This is a genomic window from Alteromonas sp. G5_S2_22_S1 (assembly GCF_054968525.1).
The window spans coordinates 67,608-79,943 of sequence record NZ_JBQKUJ010000010.1 but is presented as its reverse complement, the minus strand read 5'-3'; the positions used below and the strand labels follow the sequence as shown (position 1 = coordinate 79,943).

12 protein-coding genes are annotated in these 12,336 nt (G+C 45.3%); 10 read left to right on the top strand and 2 right to left on the bottom strand.

What is annotated here, in order from left to right:
• Positions 1-58 precede the first annotated feature (58 nt).
• From ACTRWF_RS12080 to nspC, 4 genes are all read left to right on the top strand, one after another.
• Positions 59-1,075, top strand: a complete 1,017-nt coding sequence (locus ACTRWF_RS12080) for an AraC family transcriptional regulator ligand-binding domain-containing protein (RefSeq protein WP_348680612.1) — start codon at positions 59-61, stop codon at positions 1,073-1,075.
• A gap of 248 nt (positions 1,076-1,323) precedes the next feature.
• The gene (locus tag ACTRWF_RS12075; RefSeq protein WP_015067873.1) at positions 1,324-1,734 is read left to right on the top strand and encodes a hypothetical protein; all 411 of its coding nucleotides are present in this window, start codon (positions 1,324-1,326) and stop codon (positions 1,732-1,734) included.
• Positions 1,735-1,874: 140 nt separating this feature from the next.
• Positions 1,875-3,077: a saccharopine dehydrogenase family protein gene (locus tag ACTRWF_RS12070; protein ID WP_012519544.1), complete on the top strand. Its 1,203-nt coding sequence runs from the start codon at positions 1,875-1,877 to the stop codon at positions 3,075-3,077.
• Positions 3,078-3,229: 152 nt separating this feature from the next.
• Entirely contained in the window at positions 3,230-4,360 is a 1,131-nt protein-coding gene (gene nspC, locus ACTRWF_RS12065) for a carboxynorspermidine decarboxylase (RefSeq protein ID WP_348680613.1), read from the top strand.
• Between the two features lie 58 nt (positions 4,361-4,418).
• Here nspC and ACTRWF_RS12060 read toward each other — a convergent pair whose 3' ends face one another.
• Together ACTRWF_RS12060 and rsmI are read right to left on the bottom strand one after the other, a co-directional pair.
• Positions 4,419-4,682, bottom strand: a complete 264-nt coding sequence (locus ACTRWF_RS12060; protein ID WP_278384446.1) for a hypothetical protein — start codon at positions 4,680-4,682, stop codon at positions 4,419-4,421.
• Positions 4,683-4,788: 106 nt separating this feature from the next.
• Positions 4,789-5,625, bottom strand: a complete 837-nt coding sequence (gene rsmI, locus ACTRWF_RS12055; RefSeq protein WP_041703509.1) for a 16S rRNA (cytidine(1402)-2'-O)-methyltransferase — start codon at positions 5,623-5,625, stop codon at positions 4,789-4,791.
• Positions 5,626-5,766: 141 nt separating this feature from the next.
• Between rsmI and ACTRWF_RS12050 the strand changes: the two genes are divergently transcribed.
• The 6 genes from ACTRWF_RS12050 (at position 5,767) to ACTRWF_RS12025 (ending at position 12,162) form a co-directional block, all read left to right on the top strand.
• On the top strand, positions 5,767-7,767 hold the full coding sequence (locus ACTRWF_RS12050) for a penicillin-binding protein activator (protein ID WP_462835615.1): 2,001 nt from the start codon (positions 5,767-5,769) through the stop codon (positions 7,765-7,767).
• Positions 7,768-7,771: 4 nt separating this feature from the next.
• A complete protein-coding gene (locus ACTRWF_RS12045; RefSeq protein ID WP_012519549.1) occupies positions 7,772-8,113 on the top strand; it encodes a YraN family protein in 342 nt (113 codons plus the stop codon).
• 181 nt (positions 8,114-8,294) lie between these two features.
• On the top strand, positions 8,295-9,383 hold the full coding sequence (locus ACTRWF_RS12040) for a glycosyltransferase family 4 protein (protein ID WP_012519551.1): 1,089 nt from the start codon (positions 8,295-8,297) through the stop codon (positions 9,381-9,383).
• 178 nt (positions 9,384-9,561) lie between these two features.
• Positions 9,562-10,158, top strand: a complete 597-nt coding sequence (locus ACTRWF_RS12035; protein WP_015067877.1) for a phosphoheptose isomerase — start codon at positions 9,562-9,564, stop codon at positions 10,156-10,158.
• Between the two features lie 23 nt (positions 10,159-10,181).
• The gene (locus ACTRWF_RS12030) at positions 10,182-10,757 is read left to right on the top strand and encodes a BON domain-containing protein (RefSeq protein ID WP_015067878.1); all 576 of its coding nucleotides are present in this window, start codon (positions 10,182-10,184) and stop codon (positions 10,755-10,757) included.
• A 40-nt stretch (positions 10,758-10,797) separates the two neighbouring features.
• Positions 10,798-12,162: an MFS transporter gene (locus ACTRWF_RS12025; RefSeq protein WP_462835642.1), complete on the top strand. Its 1,365-nt coding sequence runs from the start codon at positions 10,798-10,800 to the stop codon at positions 12,160-12,162.
• Positions 12,163-12,336: the final 174 nt, after the last annotated feature.

Here is a 12,336-nt window from a genome sequence, read left to right as displayed (position 1 = left end):
CATTCACTATTTATCTTGCGCTAATGCGTCAGTGTTTTTGTTATTTTGCGACAAACCTATGCCATCAGTTTCACCGCCTTATGCCCAGAGTATAGTGAACTATCTTGTAAGTTTAGGGTTTAATGAAATAGAAATTACAACCCAAGTCAGCGCGCCAGCAGTTTCCCCTTCTTCCTCTCGGGTTTCTATGCAGGACTATGTTTCGCTATTAAACAAAGGCGCATTACTTACCAATAATTCCCTGTTCGGCTTTGAGCTAGGTAAACATATTCAAGCGAAAGACTACGGCGTACTCGGCTACTTGGTGGAAAGTTGTGAAAATTTAGCTCAGGCCATTCAAGCATTAACTCGCTTCGACGCATTAGTGGCAAACATAGGTAACACCACCGTCGTTAATGAATCGACCAACGTGCATATCAATTGGAAACCAAAAAGTGACGATTGCAAACAAATGGTGTTGCGCAATACAACCGCTTGGGTTGCCACCGTCTACAAAATATTGGGGCAGGCGTGCCAAATACATGCTATCACGTTTACCTTTGCGCTCAGTGTTCGTGAACGGGGCACGCTGGAAGCGTGGTTCAACTGCGATGTGATGAGCGAAGCTGATACCAATGCCATTATTTTCCCCCAGTCGCTACTACATATACCCTTTACTAGCGAAAATAGGGCAATGTTTAGCGCGCTTATAGCAGTAACAGAGACAGAACTTCGTCGCTGCTATCAGCAGGGTAATTCACCGGGTGAAACTGATGTATTTGAACACATTAGAGTTAGCGTTGAGGCACTATTAAAAGCCCAGCCGACGTTAAAAGAGTGCAACCAACAGCGTATTGCTAGCGCACTTTTCATTAGCCCTCGCACCTTACAACGAAAACTAAAGCTAAGCGGAACTAGTTTTCAACAGTTGCTTAACGATGAAAGAAAATGTCGCTTAGACGAACTGCTAAAGCACCACTCCATTGCTGACACCGCAGATTTACTTGGATTTAAGGAGCAGTCCTCGTTTACTCACGCATTTAAAAAGTGGTATTCAACTACTCCTTTGCGGTATCAAAAGCAATTAGTGAAATAAGCGCTAACACGAAACCTGCGTGTCAGGAGTACTGTGCTTTAACGTTGCGTTGCATTGTTTTGGTTGCGCACATATTAAAAACTCTAATCAAATATTCCCAAAAGTCACAGAACAGGGCAAAAAACACGGGTTGCCGACCAAAAATAAGACTGATTTCACTATCGCTTAAGCGATTATTAAACTAATGTGTCAGTGGAAGCGTAGGAATTGGTAAGTGTCAAGCAACGCTAACTCAAAGGAGATACGCTATGATCGACCGTCCAGTTACATTGCCAACGCCTTTAAATACACTGGTGACTAAGTCACTAGAGTTATGTGAGCTCATGCTACCCGTATGTGATGTGTTTTACCCCTTTGCCGCTATTTACGAGAATGGTCGGATTGGCTGTATTTTTGCCGATGAAACCGGCAAAAAAAAGCGAGAGTCTCAGCTTATAGAGCAACTGCAATGGCGCATTATTGATACTACCACTGATACAAATAGTTACGGTGTGTTGGTATACGCTGCAACAGTGAATACACAGGACAGCAAAACCTTAGACGCCATTGCTATCGCAACAGCTACCCCTAATCACGAGGAACGCCTTATCCTTTACCCTTACTATAGAGTAGATGATAAGATAGTTATCTCACCCCCCATTGACACAGTAACGCGTTAACGTTTACACAGCAGGGTGTGTACTACCTTTTACATTCGTTGTTACGATTAAAATTTTTTGGGCTGTCTTTGCTTGCCAAATCCCCTTGGTCTGCTAGCATTCAGCCCAAATTTCATTAGCCAAATTAGGGATTAGTTATTATGTCTCGCGTTTTAATTATTGGTGCTGGCGGCGTTGCGTCGGTAACTGTGAAAAAATGTGCACGTTTACCGCAGCATTTCGACGAAATTTACTTAGCCAGTCGCACAGTATCTAAGTGTGAAGCACTTCAACAAGAAGTGGGTGCCGACCGCGTAAAAGGCGTTTTCGCTGTTGATGCCGACAATGCAAAAGAAGTTGAAGCACTGATCAACGAAGTAAAACCAGACCTAGTAATCAACCTTGCGTTGCCTTACCAAGACCTTCCTATTATGGACGCGTGTCTTGCGACCAATACGCATTACCTTGATACTGCTAACTACGAGCCTAAAGACGTAGCGAAATTCGAATATTCGTGGCAGTGGGCTTACCAAGACAAATTCAAAGATGCAGGTATTATGGCGCTGCTAGGCAGCGGCTTTGATCCAGGCGTAACTAACGTTTACACGGCATATGCAGCAAAGCACTACTTCGACGAGATCCACTACCTTGATATCGTAGACTGTAATGGCGGCGACCACGGTCAGGCTTTTGCGACTAACTTCAATCCAGAGATCAACATTCGTGAAATTACCCAGCGCGGTCGTTTCTGGGAAAATGGCGAGTGGAAAGAAACCGATCCGCTAAGCGTTCGTGAAGATCTGGATTATCAGAACATTGGTGTTCGCGCGTCTTACCTAATGTTCCACGAAGAGCTGGAATCTATTGTTAAGCACTTCCCTACCCTTAAGCGTGCACGCTTCTGGATGACATTTGGCGATGCTTACTTAAACCACCTGCGTGTACTTGAAGGCATTGGTATGACGAGCATTGAGCCCGTGGAATTCCAAGGTCAACAGATTGTGCCGTTAGAGTTCTTAAAAGCGGTACTTCCTAACCCAGGTTCACTTGCTGAAGGCTATAGCGGCATGACGTGCATTGGCACCTACATTACGGGTATTAAAGATGGCAAAGAAAAGACCATCTTTATTTATAACAACTGTGAGCATGCTAAGTGCAACGAAGAAGTAGGCGCACAAGCGGTGTCTTACACCACGGGCGTACCGGCCATGATTGGCGCAGCACTTATGCTTAACGGTACTTGGAAAGAAGCCGGTGTTTGGAACATGGAGCAATTCGATCCAGACCCATTCATGGATATGCTTAACGAGCACGGCCTACCATGGCACGTACTTGAGTGTGAAAGCAGCCCTTTCACCAAATAAGTAAGACATAAGGGCGCTTTATTAAGCGCCCTTTTTAATTGAAGCCTCAGATATAAATCTCACTCATTGTCACTTTGAGCTATGAGAAAAGGTGTAATACAGTAGTGCTTCTTAAATGTTAAAAGCAGTTTTATTTTTGGAGCTTTACCCCATTGACCGATTTAACCCAACGCACTGATATCCCTTCTCCTTGCTACGTGTTAGAGGAAGCTAAGCTAATTCGAAACCTTGAGCTTATGAAGCGAGTCCAAGAGGAGTCTGGTGCCCGCATTATTTTAGCGCTGAAAGGCTTTTCGATGTGGTCATGCTTTGACATTATTAAACAGTATTTACACGGTGCGACGGCGAGTTCGGTATGGGAAGCTAAACTTGCCGCTGAAATGGGGAAAGAGGTGCATGCTTACTCTCCAGCGTATAAAGCAAACGACGCAAAAGAACTAGCAGGCTTAGTTAATCACTTATCGTTCAATAGCCTTAGTCAATGGAACACGCATAAAGAAGCCTTAGCTAATGTTTCACTAGGTCTTCGCATCAATCCAGAGCATCAAGAAGCCGATACACCCTTATACGACCCAGCGGCGCCAGGTTCGCGCTTAGGCATACGCGCTAGCGAGCTAGAAGATGTGGATCTGACGGGTATAGAGGGCTTTCACTGCCACAATCTTTGCGAGTGTGATTCTTTTGCCACGGCACGCACCCTTGAAGCTATCGAAAAGCGCTTTGGCAAATGGCTCGGTCAATTGAAATGGTTGAACCTAGGTGGCGGACACTTAATGACGAGCGAAGGTTACGATGTTGACCACCTTATATCTACTTTGAAAGATTTCAAAACGCGCTACCCTCATTTAGATGTGATTTTAGAGCCAGGGTCTGCCGTCGCGTGGCAAACAGGCCCGCTTATTTGTGAGGTCGTGGATATGGTGGAAAACGACGGGGATATCGCTATTTTGGACATTTCAGCGACAGCACACATGCCAGACGTACTGGAAATGCCCTACCGCCCTACAATTCTGGGCGCCGGAATGCCCGATGAAAAAGCGTATAACGTGAAGCTTGGTGGTAATTCGTGCCTTGCAGGCGATGTTTTTGATACCTACTCCTTCGACGAGCCGCTAAAAGCCGGTGACCGCTTGCAGTTTGAAGATATGATGCACTACACCATGGTAAAAACCACGTTCTTTAACGGTGTAGAGCACCCTGCTATTGGTATTTTACGAGCTCATGGCGACTTTGAACTGGTTCGCGAATTCAGCTACGAAGACTTTAAAGGACGTTTGTCGTAAACACGTTACAAACACAAAACCCGCCAGTTGGCGGGTTTTGTTTGTCTAAGCTTTACGACTAAACCACGCCGCTTCCCGACGCGGTTTCAGAGTTATCAATCTCGCCTTCAGCTAACACTTCATTATCTAGCTCGATTTTGAAAGATGTACCTGGCTTGCCTTGCAGGCTATAGCGAAATCCGTACATCTCACCTTCGTTTAATGAAACGTCCGTAACACCGTTTGGATGAATTAAATCGTAAACGCCAGAGTCGTTGGCTTGAGAAAATATATCTACCAGCCATTTACCGTCAGGCATAGTAATTTTAAGTGTCTTTATCATCTGCATCTCCTTTAGCACTTAGCCTTTCATTTACCGAGGGCTAACGTAGAACGTACTACTTTGTATTTTGCCAAAGGCACTTAAGATCAATCTTGCTTAACAGGGCTTATGCTTTTGCATCGAGCCCTGCTTGATACAGCGCATTCTTTTTTAAATCGTAATGGCTGGCTACCACGGCTGCCGCTTTTTTAAGCGGCATATGTTCACATAACGTGTTTAATAGCGACATTGCTTCGCTTGGAATTGCCTGTTCATTTATTTGAGCCGGCGCAATCATCACCACGAACTCTCCCTTTTGGTGCGCAGGTTCTGCGGTTAGATAGTCGATGACATCTTGCGCACTACCACTAGCGTAGGTTTCAAATGTCTTAGTAAGCTCTTTAGCGACTACTATATTGCGCTCTCCTAATACCCGCTGAATATCGGTAACCGTATCGAGAATACGGCGAGGGGCTTCGTAGAAAACCGTGGTAAAAGGTCTGTCTAAAAGCGCTGACAATGCGCCTTCTCGCGCCTGGGTTTTAACCGGTAAGAAGCCTTCAAATATAAATTTATCTGTGGGTAGGCCCGAAGCACTTAACGCCGTGATTGCCGCACACGGGCCGGGAAGCGCACTCACTGAGATACCCAGTTCTCTGCACTTACGCACCAAAATAAAGCCGGGATCGCTAATTAACGGGGTACCTGCATCACTAATAAGCGCCACAGACTCGCCGCCCTTCAACCGCTCACAAAGCATGGCCGTTCGCTTATCTTCGTTGTGTTCATGAAGCGAAAGGGTTTTGGTTCCAATACTAAAATGTTGTAACAGACGAGCGCTATGGCGAGTGTCTTCAGCAGCAATCCAGTTAACTTCACTAAGTACACGAATTGCTCGTGCGCTCATGTCGTCTAAATTGCCGATTGGCGTAGGAACAATATATAAGGTGGCGGTGTCTGTCATAGCAGTGGTGTAGTCTTTCGTTAAATATGAAGATAATGCCACAAGTGTAACACGCCATTAGTCCAGATTATGCTGGCAAGCGTAGATTTTCACAGTGGTTAAGATAAACTTGGCCTATAACGATGTAAAAGGAATGAAACTGTGCGTCATCTCGGACAAGCTGGAAAAATTTTTACGCTATCAGCCGTTGCTTCTGTGTTGGTATTATCGGGCTGTGGCAGCACCCCAAAGCCGCAATCTAAACCTGTGGCGGTAAATCCTACGCCTATTGAAACCACAAAGGTTGAAGAAAACGTCACGCCAGAGCACAAGCTTCTTGAAGCCAAAAGAGCTTGGGAGCGCACTCGCGACAAAAATAAGCGCGATGCACTTTTACTTCAAGCGGCGGATTTATACATTCAAAATAATCAGCCTGTTTTAGCACAACAAGTGCTTTATGAAGTGAAAGAAGACGGGGTTTCAAATGCGAACAACGCTTACTATTCCTTACTGGTAACGAGAACATATGCTGGCATGCCTGATGCGTCACCTGATGCATTACTTGCGATGTTAGACAGTGTGGATAGCACTGGCGAAACTGGTTACGAAAAAGCACAGTTGCAAGCACAGCTTTATTCACAGCAGGGTAATTTGGCTGCGGCAGCAAATAGTGTACTAAAAACCAATCTCCCTGATGCGCAAAAAGTAGAGCAAGTGTGGCAATGGATAACGGCAATATCCAAAAAGTCTTTAGCGCAGGTAGGAGAAACGTACCCGGCACTTTCGCCCTTTATAACACTGCGCAAACTGACCGAAGAAAATGCCGCATCACCCGCTGAGTTAGCGCGAAACCTACAGCAATTCCAACAAGTATATCGTGGCCACGTGCTAGCGACATCGTTACCAGAAAACGTTCTTGAAGCAACCCAGCTTACCGAAGCTGGCGCGAATGACATTGCAGTGCTTCTTCCTCTTTCAGGAAGGTTAGCTCGCACCGGCCAAGTGGTGAAAAACGGCATTATGGCCGCATATTATACCGATGTAGAAAAACGCCAAGATGAAAAGCTTCTACCTAGATTGCGATTTATTGACACTCACGGGGCAGATAGCCAACAGCTCGTCGACGAGATTGGTTCCACCAAGTTCGTCATTGGCCCGCTTTTAAAAGATACTATCGAGCATTTAGTGCCTAATTTACCCATTGGCGTCAATGTACTGGCTTTGAATCGCCCCGATGACTTACCAGTACATGGTGAGTTAAAAAGCCCACTGGATGCTTCAGCAACACAGGTATTACGTTCAGATAATAAAGCCGAAGCCACCGCGCTTAAACAGCCAAGCATGCAAAGTGAATTCAGTGAATTAGGTTTACCCACCTCTTTGAACTACTACGGGCTTGCGCCCGAGGATGAAGCGAAGCAGCTTGCCGAATTCATCTTTAATAAGGGGTATAGAGCCCCCATCGTTATTGCTGCGCAAAGTAGCTTGTACCAGCGAATGGATGATACGTTCAAGAAACACTGGAAAACCTTAAATAGCGCAGAGAACAAGCAGCGTACGAATATTACCTCTGTTACGTTTAACGACAGTAATTCACTTCGAGAGGGTATTACCCAAGCGCTAGACGTTGCGCAAAGTAACGAACGCATTAATCAAATTGAGTACATGACCAACGACGAAGTGTATAACATGCCTCGTAGTCGCCGTGACATCGACGCTATCGTTGCTTTTGCTTCACCGCAAGACACCGAACTGCTCAACCCAATTATTGAAGCAAGCCTAAACCCCTACGACGGTAAACAAGTGCCTGTTTATGCTACTTCTCGCTCAATGGATTACGATAGTGGTAAAAACCAGTGGCGGGATCTGCAAAACGTTCACTTTATTGATATGCCATGGTTAATGCCTTCACATAAGTGGCAGCCGTTGCAAAAAGAAGTTGAGCAAGCGTGGGATAATCAAAATACTATGCAAAAGCGTTTGTTTGCGTTCGGCTTTGATGCCTACAAACTCCTTCCACAGCTAGGCATGCTTAACACGCTGAATTATTTATCCCACGACGGGCTGACAGGAACACTTTCACTCAACCAGAAAGGCGAAGTGATACGCAAACAACCTCAAGCCATTATTCGTAACGAAAAAGTGCACATGCTTTCGGAGTAAAGAAATGTCTAAACTGCAAGGGAATGCAGCAGAAGACAAGGCCTGTGAATATTTACTTCAACAAGGCCTCACTCTTCGTTGTCGCAACTACCATACAAGGCGTGGTGAACTCGATATTGTAATGCAAGACGGGAATACCATAGTGTGTATTGAAGTGAAATATCGAAAGCAAAATCGCTTTGGCAGTGCAGTGGAATTTGTCACGGCCAAAAAACTTCAGCGAATTCAGGCTGCGTTTGGTTTCTATTTGTTAGATAATGGTCTAAATCCAGCGTCTACCCCCTTAAGGATAGACGTTATTGCCATAGACGGAGACAACCTCGAATGGCTGAAGAGCGTAGGCTAAAGACTGACAACATAAAGCACTATGGCTGACGTTGCCGAAAGCGAACTGAATGCGTATGCCAAAGGTAATCGCGTTCGAGAATCAATGAAAACGTCTTTATGCTAGTAATATTTCGTTTTTTTATCTTATGATTTGCACCCTTTTGTCTGTTTGATGAAAGTGTCTTAGGTTCCCACAAATAATGAGTCATCCCAATAACAAGACTTCGCTAAGCAGCGTTGATAACCAAGAAATTGAATTGATAGTCGGCAACTCCAGCGCCAACTTTTCTGGTGTAACGTCTACCATGCTGCAAGTGACATCGCTTCAAAAACACATGATTAATTTGCGAATAATGGGCAAGCATTTTGTTCCAGACCCATCAATGACTATTACTTTTTGGGAGGTCGCCAAGATGTGTCGACGCCCGCTTAGTAATGGTAAGTGGCGAATTTTTCATGCGCGTCGCGTTGACGAGATGATTCAGGGTGTGATCCTCAAATACGTGTTTCGCGCCAAGATAAAGCTTGTATTTAGCTCTGCCGCTCAGCGAAAGCGTTCGGCTTCTACGGTGTGGTTAAGCAATAAAATGGATGCGGTTATTGCAATGAGTAATCGCTCTGCAAAATATCTAAATAAGCCCCCCGCCAAGATAAATCTCCACGGTGTGCAAATAGACAACTACACGCCAGCAGAAAACAAGCAAGAAGCATGGCAAGCATTAGGGTACGGCGGCAAGTACGGCATTGGTATTCTGGGCAGAGTTAGAGAGCAAAAAGGCGTTCACCTATTTGTTGACGCGTGTATCAAAGTATTGCCCAAATACCCTGACGTGAACGCGGTAGTTGTAGGTGCCATATCCTCGAGTAACCAAGAATTTGTAAACGAGCTTAAAGAAAAAATTTCTAAAGCCGGGTTAACTGACCGAATTGTTTTCACCGGTGAGTTGCCGTTTGAGCAAATTCCTAAAATCTTCAGTGCACTGTCATTAGTAAGTGCACTTAGCTATAACGAAGGGTTTGGATTAACTGTACCTGAAGCCATGAGTGCTGGAGCTGCGGTATTAGCTACTCAGGCGGGCGCATGGGAAGACATCATTAGGCCAGGCGTTGATGGGTATATTGTACCGACCAAAGATCAGCAAGCTGTCACAGAAAAGATGGATTTACTGCTTTCAGATATGGACAAACTTGCAGAAATGGGCAAAGCCGGACGCGAACACGTTGTGAAAAATTTTAAAGTTGAAGATGAAGCAAGAAACCTGGTTGAGTTTTTTCGCACGCTTCAATAGTAAATGCGGGTTGATTATCGCGAGTGATAAACGTTAGGCCGTTTCTCTCTCGCGCTGAGGCCACAGTTTAAACCTCTGACTTTCAGATACTGGCCATTACAAAAATCAAGACGCTGTAATGCAGCGCAAAAAATTTCACTAAATGGTCTGCCGTTTGGTGAAAACAAAGAGATGACACATGATTGAACAGATAAAAGCGAATTTTACCGAGAGCATACAAACCAAAATAGCGGCATCGGAAATATTGCCAGAGCATATTGAGAAAGCGGCGTACATGATCGTTGAAGCCTTAATTAGAGGGAATAAAGTATTGAGCTGTGGTAATGGCGGCTCTGCAGGCGACGCACAGCACTTCTCTTCTGAAATGTTGAACCGCTACGAGCGCGACCGACCGAGCCTACCGGCCATTGCGTTAAGCACAGATACTTCGACAATTACATCTATCGCCAACGATTACAGCTACGACGAGATTTTTGCTAAGCAAGTTCGCGCGCTTGGTCAGCCTGGCGATATCCTTCTAGCTATCTCAACTAGCGGTAATTCGCGTAACGTTATTGCGGCAATGGAAGCTGCCCTTTCCCGTGATATGACAATTGTTGCGCTTACCGGTAAAGACGGCGGTGAAATGGCGGGCTTTTTAAGCGAACACGATGTGGAAATTCGCGTTCCTTCTAACCGTACCGCGCGTATACAAGAAGTGCATTTGTTGGTCATTCACAACTTATGTGAATGTATTGATGACAGTTTATTCCCTGCCGATCACGGCGATGAGTAAATAAGTAGACTATGAGGAAGCATGTGAAAAAATTAGGACTACTGGGTTCTTTATTAGCCCTGATTCTTACATTACAAGGGTGCGTTGTGGCCGTAGGCGCTGCCGGTGCCATGGCTGCAAAAGTGGCTAATGACAGACGTACTGTGGGTACGCAGCTTGACGATCAAAACGCCGATGCAGCGGTATCCTATCAATGGTCTAAAAGCGACGCACTGAAAGAGCAAGCCAATCTTCAAGTGGACTTATATAACGGCGTAGCGCTGTTAACTGGGCAAGCGCCAAGTCAAAGTCTCATCGATGAAGCCGTTAGGCGCGCTCAGGAAGTAAGTTATATTAAGAAGATACACAATCAAATTCGCATAGGCGACCCCATCGGCGCGGGAACACAAGCTAACGATATTTGGCTTGCATCAAAGGTGCGTACTAAAATTGTGGCAGATGAGCGCGTTCCTGCTCTTCAAATTAAAGTGGTTGTGCAAGATTCAGAAGTCTTTTTAATGGGTCGTTTAACTAATCTTGAAGCCACTGCCGCTGTAGATATTGCTCGCAATATCACGGGTGTAGCTCGCGTCGTTAGAGCCTTTGAAATTGTTCAATAGAGAGTTAGCCACTGCCCTTCTGGTTGCAGGGGCACTCTTTATGGAAATTCTGGACGCCACGGTAATTACAACGGCGCTCCCTGTTATTGCTGCTGACTTTAATGTGCCGGCAGCCCACCTTTCTATTGGCGTGTCGGCCTATTTAGTGGCCGTTACGCTCTTCATTCCTTTAAGCGGCTACGCTGCTGACAAATTTGGTGCTCGCACAATATTTATAGCGGCGATAGCCATTTTTACTTTGGCGTCGGTGCTGTGTGGCTTAAGCACAACCTTATTCGAATTTACCCTATCTCGAATTCTGCAGGGCTTAGGCGGCGCCATGATGGTCCCCGTGGGCAGGTTAGTGGTTCTGCGGGATTTGCCCAAAGAAAAACTAGTAAAAACCGTAGCCATTATCACATGGCCCGCCTTGAGTGCACCGCTATTAGGCCCCGTGTTAGGCGGCTATATAGCGACTCACTTTAGCTGGCAGTGGATTTTTTATATGAATATTCCACTGGGTATCATTGCCATCATCGCGTCTCTCTATCTGCTTAGAAATACCAAAGGCGATGTGGGTAAATTCGACGTTAAAGGTTTTCTACTTACCGGCGTCGGCTTCGCGCTGTTTATGGCAGGTATTGAATTTCTTGCCAGCACCAGCGATAAACTTCTTCAATCGCTAGGCATCATCGCCATTGGCCTAGTGCTCATGGTATTTGCAATACGGCATGTCAAAAAAGCCAAAAACCCGCTATTTTCATTTGATGCCATGCAGCACAAAACGTTCAGGCTTTCTGTTTACGGTGGTTCTATTGTGCGTGTAGCACTTGGCAGCGCCCCGTTTCTTGTACCGCTAATGCTACAGCTAGGGCTAGGCTACTCGCCTGTAGAGGCTGGCTCTTTGTTACTGTGGCTTTTTGCTGGAAACCTAGCAATAAAGCCAGCGACAACGTGGATCATGAATACCTTCGGATTCAAACGCGTACTTGTAGTAAACGGCGTACTGATTGCTCTTGGCTTTGTCGCGCTAGCTATGATAAATCACACTACGTCGTCGTTTACTATTGCCGCTATTTTGTTTGCTAACGGCGTGACTCGCTCAATGCACTTAACGTTAATAAACACTATTGCTTTTGCCGACGTACCGCCTAATAAAATGCGAGATGCGAATACGCTAGGCGCTATTCTAATGCAAATGAATCGCGGCTTAGGCATCACGCTTTCAGCCCTTGCCATCGCTGTTGCAGCGCTTATTTTGGAACAAAGCCCTGATACACCTAACTTGCAGACATTCTCTATTGCCATGATGTTTATGGGAGCGATAGCCCTTGTCAGTATTTATGACAGCCTATTATTGTCAAAAGAAGACGGTGTGTCTGTGTTAAATAAACGCAAAGCAAAGAAAAAGCAGCAAACGCAATAATCTTTAAAGTACTTGCAGTAACTTAAACTAAGCAATTATTTATTCTCGCCATTCGACCTTTTTCAATTAGCCTGTTCTGCGCATTTGGTGACAAATGTCACATACTATTGATGATTTTTGTGACTAACCCAAAGCACGACACTCACGCATACTTGCCCTATCGAAATAACCAAG

Coding starts and splice junctions, on each gene's coding strand:
- ACTRWF_RS12040 (WP_012519551.1), top strand. CDS start 8,295: ATGAGTCATCCCAATAACAAGACTTCGCTAAGCAGCGTTGATAACCAA.
- ACTRWF_RS12035 (WP_015067877.1), top strand. CDS start 9,562: ATGATTGAACAGATAAAAGCGAATTTTACCGAGAGCATACAAACCAAA.
- ACTRWF_RS12080 (WP_348680612.1), top strand. CDS start 59: ATGCCATCAGTTTCACCGCCTTATGCCCAGAGTATAGTGAACTATCTT.
- ACTRWF_RS12075 (WP_015067873.1), top strand. CDS start 1,324: ATGATCGACCGTCCAGTTACATTGCCAACGCCTTTAAATACACTGGTG.
- ACTRWF_RS12060 (WP_278384446.1), bottom strand. CDS start 4,682: ATGATAAAGACACTTAAAATTACTATGCCTGACGGTAAATGGCTGGTA.
- ACTRWF_RS12070 (WP_012519544.1), top strand. CDS start 1,875: ATGTCTCGCGTTTTAATTATTGGTGCTGGCGGCGTTGCGTCGGTAACT.
- ACTRWF_RS12025 (WP_462835642.1), top strand. CDS start 10,798: ATGGAAATTCTGGACGCCACGGTAATTACAACGGCGCTCCCTGTTATT.
- ACTRWF_RS12045 (WP_012519549.1), top strand. CDS start 7,772: ATGTCTAAACTGCAAGGGAATGCAGCAGAAGACAAGGCCTGTGAATAT.
- rsmI (WP_041703509.1), bottom strand. CDS start 5,625: ATGACAGACACCGCCACCTTATATATTGTTCCTACGCCAATCGGCAAT.